This window comes from Salegentibacter salarius (genome assembly GCF_900168265.1).
Lineage (GTDB): Bacteria > Bacteroidota > Bacteroidia > Flavobacteriales > Flavobacteriaceae > Salegentibacter > Salegentibacter salarius.
The window spans coordinates 1-17,739 of sequence record NZ_FVZF01000033.1; the positions used below are offsets into that span (position 1 = coordinate 1).

A 17,739-nucleotide genomic window follows, 5' to 3' on the forward strand; every position below is an offset into this window, starting at 1 on the left:
AATTCCGGTTCAAAACTGCTTTGACGATCTTCAGGGGTCTCAATATCAAAGGAACCAAAGCCACTTTTAAGCTTTTTCTTTCCTTTGCCATTACGCTTATTCCCCTTGGCACGCTCATCACTATCCAGATGGGAGTCCATTTCTGCCTGAAGGGCTTTCTCAATTACGTTCTTTAGCATCGGTGCAAAGGCTCCGTCTGCACCAAAAAGGCTTTTGCCTGACATAAACTGGTCAAGCACCTTTTTCTCGAATTCCTGTTGTTCTTTTGTTGTCATAATTCTGTCTGATTGAAATTAATAAATAATTCTATTCAGACAGAGTTTATTTTACACCCTCGAGTAGAGGCTTTTGGTATGCGTATATCTGAGGACTATCTGAAAACTCAAATTCCTGAATAAAAACTAACCATTCCAATCTCCAAATTTCCCGTTTTGATAATCCTGAAAAGCCTGTTGTATTTCTTGTTGCGAGTTCATTACAAAAGGTCCCTGGGCTACAATGGGTTCGTTAAAAGGAACTGCGTGGCCTAAAAGTAAAATACTCTCTTCCAGAGCTTCAATTTCCAGTTTTTTGCCATCATTACCAAGCTCTACCAGGTTATGTATTTTGGCTTCCTTGCCGTTTACCTTCAAATTTCCTTTAACTACGTAAAAGAAAATATTCCTTTCTGAAGGTATCTCTACAGAATATTTACCCCCTTCAGCAAAATACAGCGTGGCCAATTGAATATCATTTAAAGGTTCAAAAGCGCTTTTTTTGTCCTCCCAATTTCCGGAAACTGCAGCTAATTTCACTTTGCCGCTATCTAAACTTAACTGCGGAATATCTTCTTCCTGGAGACCTTTATAATTAGGTTCGGTCATTTTATGCTTTGCGGGCAGGTTTACCCAAAGCTGAAGAAGTTCCAGTTCGCCGCCGTTTCTTTTAAATTCATCTGAAGAAATTTCAGCGTGAATAAGTCCTTTTCCGGCAGTCATCCACTGAACGCCTCCGGCTTTAATAACGCTTTCCCAGCCACTACTATCTTTATGGGTTAGGTCACCTTTCAAAATAAAAGTTACCGTCTCGAAACCACGGTGTGGGTGTGGCCCAAAAGGCAGTCCATTATTATTTTCTGAATATTCCTGGTAACCGTGGTGGTTTAAGAATAAGAACGGATCAATATGATCTATAGAATTTGTAGGTAAGGCACGATAAGTAATAAGATCTGCAATAGGAGAGCTTACGGCATTGTGAATCTTTTTTATGCTTCTCATTGATTAATGGGGATTTTAATTAAATACAAATTGATTGGCGAGTTTCAACTCATTCTCTGAAATACTGTGCGGCCTGTTTTTGTAGACTTTCACTTCAACATTTGCATTCATTTCCTTTAAAATTTCAGCAGAAGCTTCTACACGCTCTACCGGTACGTGAGGATCTGGATCTCCGGTGCCAATAAAAATAGGTGTGCCGTTAAAATCACCCGAATAATTTTCAGTATTAATTTTATCGCCAATAAGTCCGCCGGTAAATGCGGCTATTCCGCCAAATCTCTGTGCGTTTCGGGTTACAAATTCAAGTGTTAAACAAGCGCCTTGTGAAAAGCCTACGAAATAAATGTTCTCGGAGGCAATGCCTGTTTCTTTTATATCCTCTAACAATTCCAGCAGCATTTCTAAGGCTGAAGAATAGGCTGGTTCATTTTGAGCAACAGGAGCTAAAAACGAATTGGGATACCAGGTAAAGTCTGTAGCCTGTGGGGCTAAAATTGCAAAATCTGGGGTGTTCAAGCGGTTGGCTAAAGTAAGGAACTCCCTTGCGCTGCCGCCACGGCCGTGAATTAAGATCAAAACCTTTTCTGCTTCGCGTAATTCTTTGCCGGCGGTATATATCTCTTTTTTATGCATTTTAATAATTTTAATTTAAGATACTAAAACCCAATAAAAAAGTCCCGAAAAACGGGACTTTTAAAACAATTTTTAGATTTGACTAGTTATCATCGTTATCGATCTTAACTTTCTTCTTTATCTCGCCATCATCTTCTTTGATCTTGATCTTTTTGTCATCGGTCTTGACCTTTATCTTATCTTCTTTTACTTTAACCTTGGCATCTTCTTCTTCGGCCAATTGTTCAATTTCCGATTTTTCTTCTTCCTGTTCTCTACAGGAAACAAAACTTAGGCTTAAAGCCAGTAGTAATAAGATAGGTTTTAGAGCAATTTTCATAGTTACTTGTTTAATATTAGCAGTATTAAATGTAGACTAAAAAACTTAATCTTTTTTAGCCAGTACTGCTTTTTCTGAAAACTCTAACAAATCTATCTCGGGGCTACCGTATAGCTCAATCTCACTTCGGTTTTTGGCAGTAAGTGTTAATTTATCTAATACTTCTATCTCGTTTTTAGATTTACCTTCGGCAATAACCACGGCGGTTTTTGCGGTTAATCTTCTCCCATCAAATTTGGTGGAATGTTCGGCACGCAATTGTAAATCGTCTACTTCACCTTCAATTTTAGCTTTGGCTTTTTCATAAGTATCCACTTTGAACCTCGGTGCGTTTACCAGGGCTTCAATATCACTGGAGCCGTTTAGCTGAAAATAAGCATCTTCTGCAGTGAGATTCAATTCTATTTTAGAATCACCTTCATTAAAAAGATCGAATTTGGTAGCGGTAATAGTAAGGTAGACTTCGGCATCTTCCCTGCTGGTAATCTTAAGCTCTTCCGAATAAATTTCTCCTTCGGCTTCTAATTCTACTTTTCCCGAAACATTTATTTTCTGAAGATTTTCTGGATAGGTTATTATAATATCCTGAGATTTACTTTTTCCTATTTCCTTACTGGGCTTAAGGTATAAAGTGCGGTCTATAACCTCACCTCTAATTATACTATGTAGGTTATCATCGGCTTCAACTTCCATCATTGCAGTACTGCCTTTCTTCAGTTCTACTTCAAAATCACCGGCTATTTCAATGCTATGAAAGTCTGGTAATCGGTTTTTTTCAGTAGTAACATTTCCGCTTCCTTTTATTTTTTGGGCGCCGCAGCTAAAGAATAATACAGCGCTAAATAGTACTAATAGTTTTTTCATGAAAATTGTGTTTGAAACAAATATAGTAAAAAAGCCTCCAAACGGAGGCTTTTAAGATTTGCTTAGCATTCGTAGAAAGCTACATTGCATTTCCTGGTTAAGATTTTATGGCATTCTATATAATCTTTAACTATCTTTTCGTTTTCTACTACCGGTTCTCCTAAATTGAAAACCACCAATAGTATTTGCAAGATTAACTGTATCATAATTCCTCATTTTCATTGGTCTCTCTGTTATTCTCAACCGGTTTTTTATCTACCGTTACCCCTCGACTATTAATTTGAATATTCACTTCTTCTTCACCAGAGTTTATCCTTGCATTAAAATCACCCTCTTCATTCCATTCGTCTTCATTATCAGACTCCCATTCTTCAACCGGGCAATCTTCGCAAATGGCTTCATTTTCTGCGATCTTTAAGAACTTCTCTTCATCGCCTGAAATCAATATATCTCCCCAGTAATCTGTATTTCTATGAAAGGTACTGGTATTGTTATCTGCAAAAAGGGTAGTGCCTTCCGGTAGATATAAAGTTACCTTCACTTCTTGATCCCTATATTTAAATTCAGCTGGTGAGGTAAAAAAACTGTTTAGCAATAATTCATTTCCGCTGAAACTGGTATTGTAATCAATATTCTGAGCGCGTTCTTTTGCTTCTTTGTAATCTTTACCTTCGGCAGATTTTACTACTTCCAGTTTTGCCAGGGAATCTTTGGAGGCTTTTACAATTAAGCGAACATCAGAGCTATACAATACTTTCTCGTCATTATCATTATACTTTATTTTGAAGTCTGTACTTCTATAAATACTCGATGAATAATTAGAGTCGCTTTGCATTCCCAGGTAAAGCGTATCGTTTGCTGAAATAGGAAGCGTTTCAGAAATTACCTGTTCCCCATCAAAAGCCCTGTGAGTAGCTTGCTGAATTCCTATTACGGTGGCACCAACTAAAGCAAGTATCCAAAGGCCGAGTAGAACCAATTTAGCAGGAGTTCCTATAGACTTTAATCTGCCTACAAGGATTTTTAAACCTAAAACAAACAGGAAGAAAAACGGAATACCTACAATTAGAAATCCTAGAAGCCATAACAACCAGAGCGGTGCTCCACTAACGGCCATTTCTACATAACTACTCCAGGGAGCATCTATAATTCCAAAAGTTCCAACGGTAAATAAGCCAACAAATAGACTGATTAATACAGATCCCGCTAGAATTATTAAAACAATACCTATTAGTTTAACAAATACCTTTAAGATGAATGTAATAATATCTCCTATTGCGGTAGCTGCAGAGTTAGCGCCATTTCTGGCCTGGTTACCATATTTCTGGTAATCTACATCTTTTACTTTTCCGGTAACATTGTCAAAACCCTCCCGGATTTTTTTTTCAATATTACTAATGGTTACCTCTTCACCACGCATAGCCAATTTATCGGCAGTGGTTTTGGCTTCTGGCACAAAGATCCAAAGGGCAATGTAAATAAGAATAAACGCACCACTGGAAAAGATGGTAAGTAATATCCAAAGTAAACGTACCCAGATAAAATCTATGCTTAAATAATGTCCCAGTCCTGAAGAAACACCACCAACATAAGAATGTTCGGTATCTCTAAATAACTGTTTTCCTGAAGATTTTGTGGTTTTTGTATAAACCGGTTCGTCTTCAAAGATCTCTTCATCTACCATATAATCTTCGGGTTGCCCCATAATGGCGATTACTTCTTCTACTTCTTTAATGCCGATAACCTGACGGTCTTCTTTTTTCTTCTCATTGAACAGTTCAGCAATACGTGCTTCAATATCAGCTATAATTTCTTCTTTTCCCTGAGTATTGGTAAAAGAACGTTTTATGGCATCCAGATAATGCTGCAGTTTGGCATATGCATCTTCGTCAATGTGAAAGAATATACCGGCAAGATTTATATTTACTGTCTTATTCATGATTCTTGTTTTTTTGAGTGGTTACAATGTTAACAGCGGTTTGCAGTTCGTTCCAGGTGCCGGTAAGCTCCTTTAGAAAGAGTTTTCCGGTATCGGTAAGGCCATAATACTTTCTTGGTGGTCCGCTGCTGGATTCTTCCCAGCGATAACTGAGCAATCCTGCATTTTTTAGCCTGGTTAATAGAGGATAAATTGTGCCTTCAACCACCAGTAGTTTGGCGTCTTTAAGAGTGTCTAGAATTTCAGCTACATACGCATCTTCGTCTTTTAATACCGAAAGTATGCAGTATTCCAGTACACCTTTACGCATTTGAGCCTTGGTGTTCTCTATCTTCATAACGTTTGATTTTTAGGGTTTTTAAACTGTTCATTTTTTGATTGTTGATGGTTAGTAAATTGATGATTATCTGAATCTCTTCCTATAAAATTGATGCTTAAAGGAAAAGAATAATTTTCTCCATTGCTGGCTTTTACACTTGCGCTTATCACCGCAAATATTTCTAAAATAAATAGTGCTGAAAGCAGGATAGCAAATACACTAATGGTGATAACTATAGAAATTGCCTGTCCCATTTCGTCTATATAAAATTGGTCTGGACCAATAACAAAGGGTACTTCGCCGCCTAACCTAATTGCCTGAAAAAGTACAATGGCTAATCCTACTGCTAATAGGAAAATGGTATAGAGAAAAAGACTAATTTGAAAATTGATCGCTTTCCTGCCGTGATCGTCTATAAAAGGCTTTTCTTTTTTTGTTAACCATAATATTAGCGGGAAAATAAAATTCCCAAATGGTATAATAAACTTTGAAAAGACCGATAAATGTAAGATCGTGGCCAGTGTTTTTTCTTCTTTTGCTATATTTGAGTTCATAACCTAATAATTTATAATACAAATATATGGTTAAAAGAAGGTATTTTGCAAAGCATAGTACTAAAACTTAACATAAATTTATGATTTATAAGGTCAACAGATATTGATTAATTTGAATACATTTATTAAAATTAAATACTTCATAATGACATTAAATAAAGGTAAACTCAATAAATTTTTAATGCTGAAACTGCCCAGTGCCTGGCTTTGCGGGGTTAGGGTAGGTGAGATTGAGGAAAATACTTGTAAGGTAACTGTAAAACATAAGTGGATAAACCAGAACCCATTTAAAAGCATGTATTTTGCTGTACAGGCAATGGCTGCAGAATTAAGTACAGGCGCGTTGGTGATGGGGAAAGTTCAGAAATCTAATACTAAGATTTCTATGTTGGTAGCTCAAAACCGTGCCCAGTTTACCAAAAAAGCTACAGGCAAAATAAGTTTTTATTGTTATGACGGTCATTTAATTGATGAAGCCATTGAAAAGACTTTAACTACGGGAGAAGGGCAAACCTTCTGGATGAAATCTACCGGTATTAACGACACCGGGCAACAGGTTGCCATATTTGAATTTGAATGGACCATTAAAGCAAAATAATATGAATGCACACGAAATAGACTACCAGATCTTTGGGGAAGAGATGCAGTATGTAGAACTGGAACTAGACCCGCAGGAAGCCGTAATTGCTGAAGCCGGCAATTTTATGATGATGGATGACGGGATTAGAATGGATACCATTTTTGGCGATGGATCTAAAGAAAATGAAGGTTTTCTGGGTAGAGTTTTAGGCGCCGGAAAACGCTTACTTACCGGCGAAAGTCTTTTTATGACCATTTTTAGTAACGAAATCCAGGGGAAAAAGCGTATTAGTTTTGCTTCCCCATATCCTGGTAAAATTATTCCAATAGATCTAACTCGTTATGGTAATAAGTTTATCTGCCAGAAAGATGCATTCTTATGCGCAGCGAAAGGTGTTGCTGTTGGAATTGAATTTAGTAAGAAACTCGGTAGAGGATTTTTTGGTGGTGAAGGCTTCATTATGCAAAAACTGGAAGGCGATGGGATGGCTTTTGTTCATGCAGGTGGCACTATGGCGAGAAAAGAATTATCTCCCGGTGAAAAGCTAAAAATTGATACCGGTTGTATTATTGGGTTTACCCAGGATATAAACTATGATATTGAATTTGTAGGGGGTATTAAAAATACCATTTTTGGTGGAGAAGGACTCTTTTTCGCTACGCTTACAGGTCCGGGAACCGTCTACGTACAATCCCTACCTTTTAGCCGTTTGGCTAACAGAATTTGGCAGGCTGCGCCTCAAGGTGGAGGTAAAGATAAAGGTGAAGGCAGTATTCTTGGAGGTTTAGGAGATGTTATAAGTGGGGATCGTAGATTTTAGTATGATTAAACACTTGTGAAAATAAAAGGAATTGAGATATTTTTATTATATTTAGGTGATTCTAAAAGCTACAGCCTATTATAAGATTTCTACTCTTTTTTAATTAACCTAACTCTAATCTAAATCTTTCAAATTATGGCGCGAGCGATGTTTGAATACACCAAAACTGTTCTTGACAAAGTCAGTTTTGATCCAACCCTTTTTTGCAGGGAAGTGAAAAAAGCACTGCAACGACTTTTACCTCATGAAATTGAGGAACTACGCATTTGGATTATGGCTTTAACCAATAAAAATCCAGAGCTTAATCAATGTCTAATTCTTTTAAATACATAAAAAAAGCGGCTTTTCGAGCCGCTTTTTTATTATACTAAACTTTACTTTGGTGTAAATGCTAAAGTGTATATTTTGTTTCTTATTCCTGAAACTCATTCTTCTTACTTAAAGGACTAATAATATTCACATTATGAAAAGCGATAGCACCTTTTACAACACCTGCAATTGTACTTCTTATAGCTTCAATGATCTGCATTTTTAATTCACTTCGGTTATAGATAAGACTCACTTCTCTGGCCGGAACAGGATCTTTAAACATTCTCAAGTTTTTCTTTTCGCCTTCTTTTAAATCCAGGGTGTGTAAATAGGGCAGAAGCGTCATTCCAAGCCCTTCATTGGCCAGTTTTATTAAAGTTTCAAAACTTCCGCTCTCCAGTTGAAAATGGTCTTCATCGTAATTTCGGGAAGACTTACATAAATTAATGATTCCGTCTTTAAAACAGTGCCCATCTTCTAGAAGTAGCATGTCGTCTATATCAAGATCGTTCACTTCAATTTTCTCTTTATTATGCAGCCTGTGAGCATTTGGGATATAACCTACAAAGGGTTCGTAATAAAGCACATTTTCTTTAATTCCCGGCAATTCCAATGGAGTAGCGGCAATTGCGGCATCTAAATGTCCTTCTCTTAAACGCTCAATTATAGCTTCTGTATTTAACTCCTCTATTTTGAGTTTAACTTTTGGATATTTTTTGATAAAATTATTGATGAACATAGGTAGTAAAGTGGGCATTATCGTGGGTATTACGCCCAGTTTAAAAATTCCACCTACAAAGCCTTTTTGCTGATCTACAATATCTTTGATTCGGTCACTTTCATTAACAATATTTCTTGCCTGTTGTACAATCTTTTGCCCCGTTTCGGTTAGTTGAATAGGTTTTTTGGTCCTATCAAATATCTGTACATCCAGTTCTTCTTCCAGTTTTTGAATTTGCATACTTAGCGTAGGCTGGGTTACAAAAACCTTTTGCGCTGCTTTAGTAAAATTTTTATGCTCGGCAACAGCCAATACATAATGCAGTTGTGTAATCGTCATAAAATTGAAGCCTTATTGTTACTGCAAATGTATTGGTTTTTTCTATTCTAAATCAGAATAAATATGATTTTGTCTATGTAAACTGATATTTCCCGAAGTTTTCTCTAAAACTGGAGCTTCAAATTTTTCTCAGATCCGTCAAATTCAAATTTGGCATCTTCCCAAAGTGGTGGCCCGTATAAATTCATTTGATTATTGGAAACTCCGTAATTTTCGTTCGGAATTCCATTACTTTCAAAATCCATCTGCTGATTTCCATTTTTATCATGATAAGCGGTTACGGCATAGGTTCCGGAAGGAACTTCAGAAAAAGTTATTTGCGCGATTCCTTCTTTAATCTCACTTACCTCTCTCTGGAAAGGTGCTTTTTTAAGAAAATTATCCTCATTGAAAAGTGCGAAATAAACCTTTCCTTCTTCCGAAGTAAGATTTTCTACACTCACTGTAATGTTTCCGGTTTCTGTTTGCGCGAAGGCAATTTGACAAAGGAATAGACTGAATAAAATGGCAATGGTTTTCATAATGACTTAGTTTTTATTGATTTATATCTTCAAAACTAAATGTATTTATGCTGTCTTATTAATAATTATAACTGAGTTGTAATTTTTGAATGATGAACCGTAAAATTCTTCAAAAGAAAAGAGAGAAAAGAGTAAAGAAAAAAGACTAAAAAATGTCTGCCATCTTGAGTTGGTTAAGCATTAAGATTTCTTCTCGTAATCACTTCCAGGGGATGTTTAGACTTACGTATTAAAGTATTCCCCGCGCTTTAATTTCTAGATATTTATTAATCGTGTTAATACTTAGATCTTCGGGTTTGGTGAGCAAGGTATTAATCCCGTGTTTCCGTAGCTCTGCCGCCATTAGTTTTTTATCGTGCGTAAAACTTTCAGCAATTACCTGGTGAGCCATATCAGTAGTATTATCAGGCTTACTGGCTATAATTTTATCCAGCTCTGTATTTTCAAAAAATATCACCACCAGCACATGCTTTTTATTGATGGCCTGCAAATAGGGAAGCTGTCTTTTTAGTGCCGAAATATGCTCAAAATTGGTATATAACATCAGCAAACTACGCTGGGTGATCCTTTTACGCAAGTTGCTGTAGAGCATATTAAAATCTGAATCGGGGAACTGCGTATTGATATTATACAAGCGTTCCATAATTTGCTGCAACTGGCTTAATTTTGCGTTTGCCTTAAGTATACTTTCAATTTTAGCTGAAAACGAAATTAATCCTACTTTATCCTTTTTCTTAAGGGCAATATTAGAAAAAGCGAGGCTGCTGTTAATTGCATAATCCAGCAAACTTAAGCCATTAAAAGGCATTTTCATTACCCGCCCGGTATCTATTATAGAATAGATAGGTTGGGCCTTTTCATCCTGAAACTGGTTAACCATAAGATCGCCATGTTTGGCGGTGGCTTTCCAGTTTATAGTCCTTATATCGTCTCCCGGCACATATTCTTTAATTTGCTCAAATTCCATGGTGTGCCCAATCCTTCTAATTTTCTTTAAACCAGCTTGAGATAAGCGATTATCTATAGCCAGGAAATCCAGTTTTTTCATCTGGATAAATGAAGGGTAGACTTTAAGCATTTGTTGTGCTCCAAAAATACTTCTGCGTTTTGCAAGTCCTATTTTTGTGTAGGTGTAAATATTAAGTTTCCCGAAGAAATATTCGCCACGTTCTACCGGTCGTAAAGAATAACTGAATTTTTCCGTAGCGCCAGCCGCGATTTTTAGACGTTTAAAAAAATCTCGTTTCTGAAATTGCATCGGAATTTCATCTATAATTTCTACATAAATCGAAAAACCGTAATTGTTTGCCAGGCTAACTTCTACATCATTTTCATCTGAATTCGAGAATTTCTGTGGAAGAATTCTTTCGGCATTAATTCGGTTCTTTTTATACAGGCTTACCAAATCGGCAAGAAAGAATAGCAGCAGAAGCAGACTTAAAACCCAGGTGAATCCATATAAGAAATCAAAGAAATAAGAAAACAAGAAGAGTAGTGCGATGCCGAAAATCGCATAAAAAAAACGTTGATTTAGATATAAGGATTTAAAGAAGTTGAGCACTAACGTGGAATTTCTACAGATTGGGAAATCATTTCTATCACTTCTTTGGCGGTAATCCCTTCCATTTCTCTATCAGGACTAATAATAAGTCTATGAGCTAAGACAGGATTTAGCACTTTTTTAATGTCTTCCGGAATTACAAAATCCCTTCCGTTAATTGCTGCAAAAGCTTTTGAAGCATTCATCACCGCGATAGAAGCCCGGGGAGAAGCGCCAAGATAAATGTGCGAGTGATTACGGGTCTTCCCAACAATACTGGCAATGTAGTGCATCAGTTTTTCTTTAACGATTATTTCCTGTATCTGGTTTTTTAGCTCGTTTAGATTCTTAGGATTCAAAACAGCTTCAATTTGGGAAATAGGCAGCGAACCCTTGCGTTCGTGATGGGTTTTTAGAATATTTATTTCGTCTTCAAGACCTGGATAATCTACTTCAATTTTAAATAAAAATCGGTCTAACTGAGCTTCTGGTAAAGCGTAAGTTCCTTCCTGCTCTATAGGATTTTGTGTGGCCAAAACCATAAATGGTGCTTCCAAATCATGCTGTACACCATCTATAGTTATTTGGCGTTCTTCCATCACCTCAAATAGTGCAGCCTGGGTTTTTGCCGGGGCACGATTAATCTCATCAATTAAAATGATATTAGAAAAGATGGGACCAGGTTTAAACTCAAATTCGCCTTTTTGTGCATTTAATACCGAAGTTCCCAAAACATCACTAGGCATTAAATCTGGCGTAAATTGAATTCGGCTAAAATTAGTATCCAGGCTTTTGGCGAATAGCTTGGCTGTTAGGGTTTTCGCAACCCCGGGAACACCTTCAATTAAAACGTGACCGTTAGAAAGCAGGCCGGCTATTAATAATTCTACAAAATCATTTTGTCCAACAATAACTTTGGCCAGCTGGTTTTTTAAACTTGAAACAGCTTTTTTGAGATCGTCTAAAGGAATACGACTATCAAAATTTAGCGATTCGGTTTCTTTATTTTCCTGATTTTCCATTGGAATGTGATTTAAAATTATTTATTGCTTCAGCAAGTTCAAAAAATTCACTTTTGCCGGCATTTTCGTGGTTAGAGTATCTTTCCATTTTTTCAAAAAGTTTCTTTCCTAAAGCTATACTGTTTCCAGATTTTGCCGCCAGTAAAGTATAGAATTCTTCGTCTATATTTTTGGTTGAAATTTTATAGTTCATCCTTATGTACTCTAAAAATAAATTGATCTTTTTCGAAATCAATTCTGGATATTCTTTTTCTTCTAAATAGAGATCGCCAACGGTTTTAGCGTATTCATAACTCTGGTTCTTTAAAGGATTTACAACCGGAATTGCCCGTTGTTTTCTTTTTCCTTCAAAAATAATGAACAAAACACTGCCTACCAGTAAGAAATAATAAGCCCATTTAAGGCGGTTGTCGCTAAGAAGAATATAGAGTGGTGAAGAGTAAAAGCTTTTCCCTGCCTTATAATAATTGTCTAGAAATACCGGTTTTTCATTATTTATATAAGCCAGAATTTTTTCCGCATATTCGTGATTTTGTTGGGTTAAGAGGAAGTAATTTCCAAAAGCTTCAGGGGTGGTATGCAGGTAGATTTTTCCTTCACCAAAGTCAGAACTTATAAAATTAGGCTGTTTGTTTTTATCATCTCCCTGAATATTTATTTGTCCCAGAACCTGAATAGCAGCACTATCTTTTTGCTGAAAGAAAAGCGGGGGAAATTCATTTTTAAATTTAAAACCGGTTTCACGTTTTAAAGACGAATTTTTAAAATTCAGTTCGGGTTTTGAACTCAGATCGTTTTTTGGGATAAACACTTTAGTTTCCAGGTGAAGTGTGTCCATTAAGGCCGGGCTAATTCCCCTGGCAGAAATAAAAAGTTCGTTGCCCTTATTTACCCAATCTAAAAGTCTATCTAATTCATCTTGATCAAATGCTACCGAATTATTCAGGAAAAAATAAGTGCCATTTCCCAGGCTATCTGCAAGTTTTTCAAATGGAGGAATGCTAATTTCTTCCATTTCCCATTTATTGGTATTCTCCCAGCTTTCGTAAAAAACCAGACTTCCAAGCGGTATTTTATCATCGCTCATATAACTTGGTGTCCAGTTTACGGGTTCAGGTTCTGTAGCCTCCAGGTAAGTTAGAAAAACAACCAGGAGCAGGAAAAAACCGAAAAATAGCTTTGCTGTTTTACCCATTATTTCCAGGTTTTAAACTGTTTTCCATTTCTGTAAATTCCCTGTCAACTTTCTCAAAACGTTCTTTAGAAAGTTGAAAATCTCCATACCAGATAAAATCGTAAAGTCGGGTGATTTTTGTGAACTGCTCTTTTATTCCAGTTTCCTTTATTTCATTGATGTAGTCTTCGTTAGTTTTTTGAAATCTATAGGAAATGTATTCTTTTTGATCCAGCAAACGAAGGCTTTTTAAATACAAAAAACGAACCGCTAAACGGTAATTCTCTTCGCTTATGGCTTGATTGATCAAAGAAGAAATATCAGCCCTTTTTACAAGTTCTTCTTCTTTTTGAAGGTTTACTTTCCCGGTAATAGGTTCTGCCATCACCGCATTTCCAGGGTTTAAACGAATAAAAAGCCAGGTGATGACTCCCAAGACCAAAACAAGTAAAACGTATGGTAAAGCCTGGAGAACAGCACTCCAGAATGCGTTAGTTTGATAATCGCCAAAAAGCCATTGGAGAAAAGCATTCCATTTTAAGTTAATCCAACGTTTTAAACGGGTCCACCAGGAATCCTCTTCAATTTTATCTAAATAATCAAAAGCTTTATCAGATTTATAATTTTCAATTTTATCAGTGTCAAAATCAGCTTTTTCCAGTTTTTCATCAATAGCGTTCTGAGCTATTTCAGTAGAATCAGCAACTATTGGCTCCTGCGGAATAAAATTTCCGAAGAATAACAAATTGAAAAAAAGCAGGAATTTGATCATTATTCGTTTTTGCCCAGATTTTCAATGCTTTCGTAGGCGCCTGTGAAATATTTTTCTTCGTTTAAATTATAATAAATGAATGCCACCCCAATTGGCGTAATGGCGTAAAGTATATACTGGATTGCCGAAGCTATAATGGTTAAGCTAAGGTAAACCCAATCGAACATATCGGCTACGTTTGCAGCTGAAGCAGAATTTTCTTCCATCATCGTAAACATTTTTACGAAGGTGTAAATAAGCACCGGGATCTGAAAAATAAAGCTGATAACATATACAATAAGCCAAATAAGAAAAAGACTTATAAAACTCATCCACCAGTTGTTTTTTACCAGGTGAAAACCTTCAGAAATACTGCCGCCAATACTTTCGTTTTTAAATACAAGAACCGCGGCTGCAATACTTAGCGGAACACTTAAATATATTCCGGGAATAATAAAGATTATCAGTCCTGCGAAAATTAAGATCCAGGTAATCGCACCAAGACCAAACATTTTACCCAGGTCTTTTTTTACGCCCTGTCTAATTTCGTGGTGGTTTGTCTCCCCGTGGTTATTTACATACGATTTAACGAACTGAAAGGCCGTCACATTCATCACCGCGAAATATAAAAGCAGGCCAAGCATTAATAAACCAAAACTTATAAAGAAACCGCCATCCTGATTGAACATAAGCGAGTTTCCTACGGTAGAGTATGAATAATAAGTTACGGCTGCGATTAAAAGCAAATAAGCTGGCCAGGCAATTTTAGCAATGCTTTTAAAATAGGCCTTATAATTTTCGCGTATAAATTTGAAGGTATAGCTAATAATATCTCCAATCTCTCGCTGTTGCTTGAAATCAATGTAATCCTGCTTCATTAATGTGATGTTTTTTATGTAAAATATGGGGATAAAAAATATAGTAGAATAAAATAAGCGCTAAAGAACTGCCAATGATTAAAATTGCTAACCAATCTGGCATTTGAGTTTGCCTTGTGACAAAACCTTCCAGGAATCCGGCAATTATAAAAAATGGAATAGTGCTAATCACAATCTTAAGTCCGTTTTTAACACCTTTGGTAAAAGAAACCAGGCGGGTGTAAGTTCCCGGAAATAGTATGCTTTTTCCCACTACGAGACCTGCGCAACCCGCAATTATTATTACTGAAATTTCAAGAGTCCCGTGAATCCAGATGGTCCTGGCAGATTCCCATAGTAATCCCTGGTCGTAAAAGAAATATTGAAAGGATCCCAGCATAACCGCATTTTGCATTAAGATAAACACTGTACCTATTCCTGCCAGAATTCCCATGCTAAAAGCCATTAAAGAAACCCGAATGTTATTTATGGTAATTCCCAGGAACATATCTGTCTCAGACATCTTTTTATAAACCGCCATGGGATCGCCTTCAGCAATATTCTGTAAAGTCATATTCACATAAGCATCGCCTAAAATACTTCTCACAAAAGTGTGATCTGAAGCCGCTGAAAAAGCTCCTGCTGCAGAAAAAAGAGCGAAAATTAAAAAGCTAAGCAGTAATTGTTTCTGAAAATTATAGAAGAATAAAGGAAATTCCTTGGTAAAAAACGTAATAAACCGGTTTCGGGATTCCTTTTTATTTTTATAAACTTTTTGATGTGCAGAAGCAGCTAATTGATTTAAGTAAGTAGTAGTGTTGCTTTTTGGATAAAAGGTTTTGGAGTAGCTTAAATGGTCGCTAACTTCAATATAAATATTGGAAAGCTGCTCTGGCCGCAGATTATTTTTATTTTGAAGCAGGCTTTCAAACTTCAGCCATTTATCCTTATTTTGCTTCACAAAAGCCGCCTCTCGCATGGTTTTTCTATTATGACTCAAAGAAACAGATTAAATGGATAATTTTCAAATTGAAACCGCTCAAAATATAAGTATTAATCAGAATGTTGCGAGTGTGGGTGATCGTATCCTTGCTTTTATTGTAGATGTATTCATAATTGGCCTATATATAGTGATTAGTTCGCTGGCATTAGCCGGCACAGGATTAGATGCGGCAGGGCAGTGGGTTTACTATCTTGTTATGGGATTGCCCAGCCTTTTATATTATTTACTATGGGAAAGTTTATATAATGGGCAAACTCCAGGAAAAGCAGCTTTACAAATTAGAGTAGTGAAATTAGATGGCAGCAGGCCAGCTTTTGCTGAATATTTAATTAGGTGGTTGCTTCGATTTATTGATATTTCTATTAGTAGCGGTGCTATAGCGGTAGTCACAATTTTACTAAACGGAAAAGGGCAACGCTTGGGTGATCTCGCTGCAAAAACTACGGTAATTTCTGAAAAACCCAGAACAAGTTTAAACCGAAGTCTGGCAGTAGAAATTCCTGAAGGCTATCAACCTAAATATCCCCAGGTAAGTGTTTTAAAAGATGCCGATGTGCAGGATATTAAAAACCTTTACCAAACCGCCAGAATAAACCATAACCACCGACTTATTTTATCGCTTTCAGAAAAATTATCAGAACTCCTGGAAACCAAACCAGAAGAATCCCCTATGGAATTTATTCAGCAGGTAATTACAGACTATAATTATTATACCCAGCGGGCATAATTAATCTATAATCTCAATATCTATTTCCACATTATCTATAGGCCATTCAGATTGGCCGGTTTTTACCTGCGCAATTTTTTCTGCAACCTCCATTCCTTTAGTGACGCGTCCAAAAACTGTATGGTCGTTGTTTAGATGCGGAGTTCCGTTTTCATCCATCACAATAAAAAATTCAAAAGGAGAAGAAGCTTTACTCACGTTCTGCTCGCTATATTTTGCTGCTGAAAATGCGCCGTAGGTATGTTTATGGCCGGCATCAAATTCACTGGGAATAAGATAATCGCCAATTTCAGAACGTTTTCTAGGAGTTGCTAGATTATCTGAGTTACCACCCTGGATTACAAATCCCGGTGCTACACGATGAAAAAAAGTACTGTTGAAATAACCCTTCTTTACCAGCATTATAAAATTAGCTCGGTGCAGGGGAGTATCGCGATAAAGCATTACCTCAATATTCCCAAAACTGGTGATGATGCGAACCTTGTTTTCAGGATTTTCTTTACCATACTGCGTTAGAAAGGGTATTAGTTGCTCCTGCGGAATCGGGAATCTTTCATCGGCCTCTTCTTCATTCTGTAGCGCTATTTCTTCCTTTTTTGCATATTTCGCTTTCAGCGAATCTAATTTAGAGGTCTTTGTTCCAGAAACATTGTTTTCAGAAGTAGTTTCAGACTTATTTTTACTGGAAGATTCCTTATCTTCACAACTTGCGAAAAGCAGAATTAGAAAAAGATAAACGATAGAAAGCGAGGTTTTCATGGATTTTCAGGATTTTAAAGACAGGATACCAAAATTAAAAAAAATTGTCCTTCCGGGGGAAGAGGCGCATCATAAATTAGTGCCCGGTAACCGCCGTGAAGAGATGAGAAATCTTGATATTAATAGTCTTAAGCCTAATAAAGCCGGCGTTATGGCGGTATTTTATCCAGATAATTTTGGTAAAACTTACCTCGTATTAATTTTAAGAAAAACCTATAAAGGCGTTCATTCCAATCAAATTGGATTTCCCGGCGGGCGTGTAGAACCTGAAGATGATAACCTGGAGCAAACCGCATTGCGCGAAACCGAAGAAGAAGTTGGTATTCCAAGAAACCATATAGAAGTGATACGAGAGCTTACTCGCTTATATATTCCGCCAAGTAATTTTTGGGTACAACCTTATTTAGGTTTGCTGGAAAAAACTCCAACTTTAATTCCGCAGGATAGCGAAGTAGAGCGTATTTTAGAGGTAGATTTAGATCATTTTCTAGATCATTCTAATTTTGTAAATCAGGAACTAAGCACCAGTTATTCCAGTAAAATGGTTGTGCCGGCATTTAAATTAAATGAACAAATTGTTTGGGGAGCTACCGGAATGATGTTAAGCGAAATTCGAGAAATTTTTAGAAAAAGCTTTTAAAATATAAGAATTACTATATTTGCGCGGCTTAATTTTTACTCGATTATCGAGATTTAAATAATGCCTGGCTTGTTTCAAAATTGAATTATTTT

23 protein-coding genes are annotated in these 17,739 nt (G+C 36.6%); 5 read left to right on the plus strand and 18 right to left on the minus strand.

Annotation, left to right across the window (positions count from 1 at the left end):
* The 9 genes from B5440_RS14590 to B5440_RS14625 form a co-directional block, all read right to left on the minus strand.
* Positions 1-275, minus strand: a 275-nt coding sequence (locus B5440_RS14590) for a transposase (RefSeq protein WP_079711169.1), incomplete at its 3' end; no start/stop codon positions are given.
* Positions 276-401: 126 nt separating this feature from the next.
* The gene (locus B5440_RS14595) at positions 402-1,256 is read right to left on the minus strand and encodes a pirin family protein (RefSeq protein WP_070054711.1); all 855 of its coding nucleotides are present in this window, start codon (positions 1,254-1,256) and stop codon (positions 402-404) included.
* Between the two features lie 15 nt (positions 1,257-1,271).
* Positions 1,272-1,889 carry an alpha/beta hydrolase gene (locus tag B5440_RS14600; protein WP_070054710.1) on the minus strand — a complete coding sequence of 206 codons (618 nt, stop codon included), beginning with the start codon at positions 1,887-1,889 and terminating at the stop codon, positions 1,272-1,274.
* Positions 1,890-1,971: 82 nt separating this feature from the next.
* Entirely contained in the window at positions 1,972-2,208 is a 237-nt protein-coding gene (locus B5440_RS14605; RefSeq protein ID WP_070054709.1) for a hypothetical protein, read from the minus strand.
* Positions 2,209-2,253: 45 nt separating this feature from the next.
* Positions 2,254-3,072 carry a GIN domain-containing protein gene (locus tag B5440_RS14610; RefSeq protein ID WP_070054708.1) on the minus strand — a complete coding sequence of 273 codons (819 nt, stop codon included), beginning with the start codon at positions 3,070-3,072 and terminating at the stop codon, positions 2,254-2,256.
* 62 nt (positions 3,073-3,134) lie between these two features.
* Positions 3,135-3,278, minus strand: coding sequence for a hypothetical protein (locus B5440_RS15570; RefSeq protein ID WP_157823649.1), 144 nt, complete (start codon positions 3,276-3,278; stop codon positions 3,135-3,137).
* Positions 3,275-5,011, minus strand: coding sequence for a PspC domain-containing protein (locus B5440_RS14615; protein WP_070054707.1), 1,737 nt, complete (start codon positions 5,009-5,011; stop codon positions 3,275-3,277). The genes B5440_RS15570 and B5440_RS14615 overlap by 4 nt, the downstream gene beginning before the upstream one ends.
* A complete protein-coding gene (locus B5440_RS14620) occupies positions 5,004-5,348 on the minus strand; it encodes a PadR family transcriptional regulator (RefSeq protein ID WP_057480798.1) in 345 nt (114 codons plus the stop codon). Before B5440_RS14620 ends, B5440_RS14615 begins: the two co-directional genes overlap by 8 nt.
* Positions 5,345-5,884: a DUF4870 domain-containing protein gene (locus B5440_RS14625; RefSeq protein ID WP_070054706.1), complete on the minus strand. Its 540-nt coding sequence runs from the start codon at positions 5,882-5,884 to the stop codon at positions 5,345-5,347. Before B5440_RS14625 ends, B5440_RS14620 begins: the two co-directional genes overlap by 4 nt.
* 145 nt (positions 5,885-6,029) lie before the next feature.
* On the opposite strand from B5440_RS14625, the gene B5440_RS14630 reads away from it, so the two are divergent.
* The 3 genes from B5440_RS14630 to B5440_RS14640 all read left to right on the plus strand — a co-directional run bounded on the left by B5440_RS14630 (position 6,030) and on the right by B5440_RS14640 (position 7,617).
* A complete protein-coding gene (locus tag B5440_RS14630) occupies positions 6,030-6,482 on the plus strand; it encodes a DUF4442 domain-containing protein (protein WP_070054705.1) in 453 nt (150 codons plus the stop codon).
* A gap of 1 nt (position 6,483) precedes the next feature.
* Positions 6,484-7,284, plus strand: coding sequence for a TIGR00266 family protein (locus B5440_RS14635; protein ID WP_070054704.1), 801 nt, complete (start codon positions 6,484-6,486; stop codon positions 7,282-7,284).
* A gap of 135 nt (positions 7,285-7,419) precedes the next feature.
* Positions 7,420-7,617: a hypothetical protein gene (locus tag B5440_RS14640; protein ID WP_057480802.1), complete on the plus strand. Its 198-nt coding sequence runs from the start codon at positions 7,420-7,422 to the stop codon at positions 7,615-7,617.
* A 79-nt stretch (positions 7,618-7,696) separates the two neighbouring features.
* On the opposite strand, the gene B5440_RS14645 is transcribed toward B5440_RS14640, so the two are convergent.
* The 8 genes from B5440_RS14645 to B5440_RS14680 form a co-directional block, all read right to left on the minus strand.
* Positions 7,697-8,653, minus strand: coding sequence for a LysR family transcriptional regulator (locus tag B5440_RS14645; protein WP_070054703.1), 957 nt, complete (start codon positions 8,651-8,653; stop codon positions 7,697-7,699).
* 104 nt (positions 8,654-8,757) lie between these two features.
* A complete protein-coding gene (locus B5440_RS14650) occupies positions 8,758-9,174 on the minus strand; it encodes a DUF2141 domain-containing protein (protein ID WP_070054702.1) in 417 nt (138 codons plus the stop codon).
* 229 nt (positions 9,175-9,403) lie between these two features.
* Positions 9,404-10,735: a DUF58 domain-containing protein gene (locus B5440_RS14655; protein WP_070054701.1), complete on the minus strand. Its 1,332-nt coding sequence runs from the start codon at positions 10,733-10,735 to the stop codon at positions 9,404-9,406.
* Positions 10,735-11,736 carry an AAA family ATPase gene (locus tag B5440_RS14660; RefSeq protein WP_070054700.1) on the minus strand — a complete coding sequence of 334 codons (1,002 nt, stop codon included), beginning with the start codon at positions 11,734-11,736 and terminating at the stop codon, positions 10,735-10,737. Before B5440_RS14660 ends, B5440_RS14655 begins: the two co-directional genes overlap by 1 nt.
* Complete coding sequence (locus tag B5440_RS14665; protein ID WP_070054699.1) at positions 11,717-12,931, minus strand: DUF4350 domain-containing protein; 1,215 nt, start codon at positions 12,929-12,931, stop codon at positions 11,717-11,719. The genes B5440_RS14660 and B5440_RS14665 overlap by 20 nt, the downstream gene beginning before the upstream one ends.
* Positions 12,924-13,682, minus strand: coding sequence for a DUF4129 domain-containing protein (locus tag B5440_RS14670; RefSeq protein ID WP_070054698.1), 759 nt, complete (start codon positions 13,680-13,682; stop codon positions 12,924-12,926). The genes B5440_RS14665 and B5440_RS14670 overlap by 8 nt, the downstream gene beginning before the upstream one ends.
* Positions 13,682-14,539 (minus strand): hypothetical protein, encoded by an 858-nt coding sequence (locus B5440_RS14675; protein ID WP_070054697.1) that lies wholly within the window; start codon positions 14,537-14,539, stop codon positions 13,682-13,684. Before B5440_RS14675 ends, B5440_RS14670 begins: the two co-directional genes overlap by 1 nt.
* Positions 14,520-15,497: a stage II sporulation protein M gene (locus tag B5440_RS14680; RefSeq protein ID WP_070054696.1), complete on the minus strand. Its 978-nt coding sequence runs from the start codon at positions 15,495-15,497 to the stop codon at positions 14,520-14,522. The genes B5440_RS14675 and B5440_RS14680 overlap by 20 nt, the downstream gene beginning before the upstream one ends.
* 34 nt (positions 15,498-15,531) lie before the next feature.
* Between B5440_RS14680 and B5440_RS14685 the strand changes: the two genes are divergently transcribed.
* Positions 15,532-16,248, plus strand: a complete 717-nt coding sequence (locus B5440_RS14685; protein ID WP_070054695.1) for an RDD family protein — start codon at positions 15,532-15,534, stop codon at positions 16,246-16,248.
* Here the strand turns inward: B5440_RS14685 and B5440_RS14690 are convergent, their stop codons facing one another.
* A complete protein-coding gene (locus tag B5440_RS14690) occupies positions 16,249-17,007 on the minus strand; it encodes a peptidylprolyl isomerase (RefSeq protein ID WP_070054694.1) in 759 nt (252 codons plus the stop codon).
* Here B5440_RS14690 and B5440_RS14695 point away from each other — a divergent pair.
* On the plus strand, positions 17,006-17,647 hold the full coding sequence (locus B5440_RS14695; RefSeq protein ID WP_070054693.1) for an NUDIX hydrolase: 642 nt from the start codon (positions 17,006-17,008) through the stop codon (positions 17,645-17,647). The genes B5440_RS14690 and B5440_RS14695 overlap by 2 nt on opposite strands.
* The last annotated feature ends 92 nt before the right edge of the window (positions 17,648-17,739 follow it).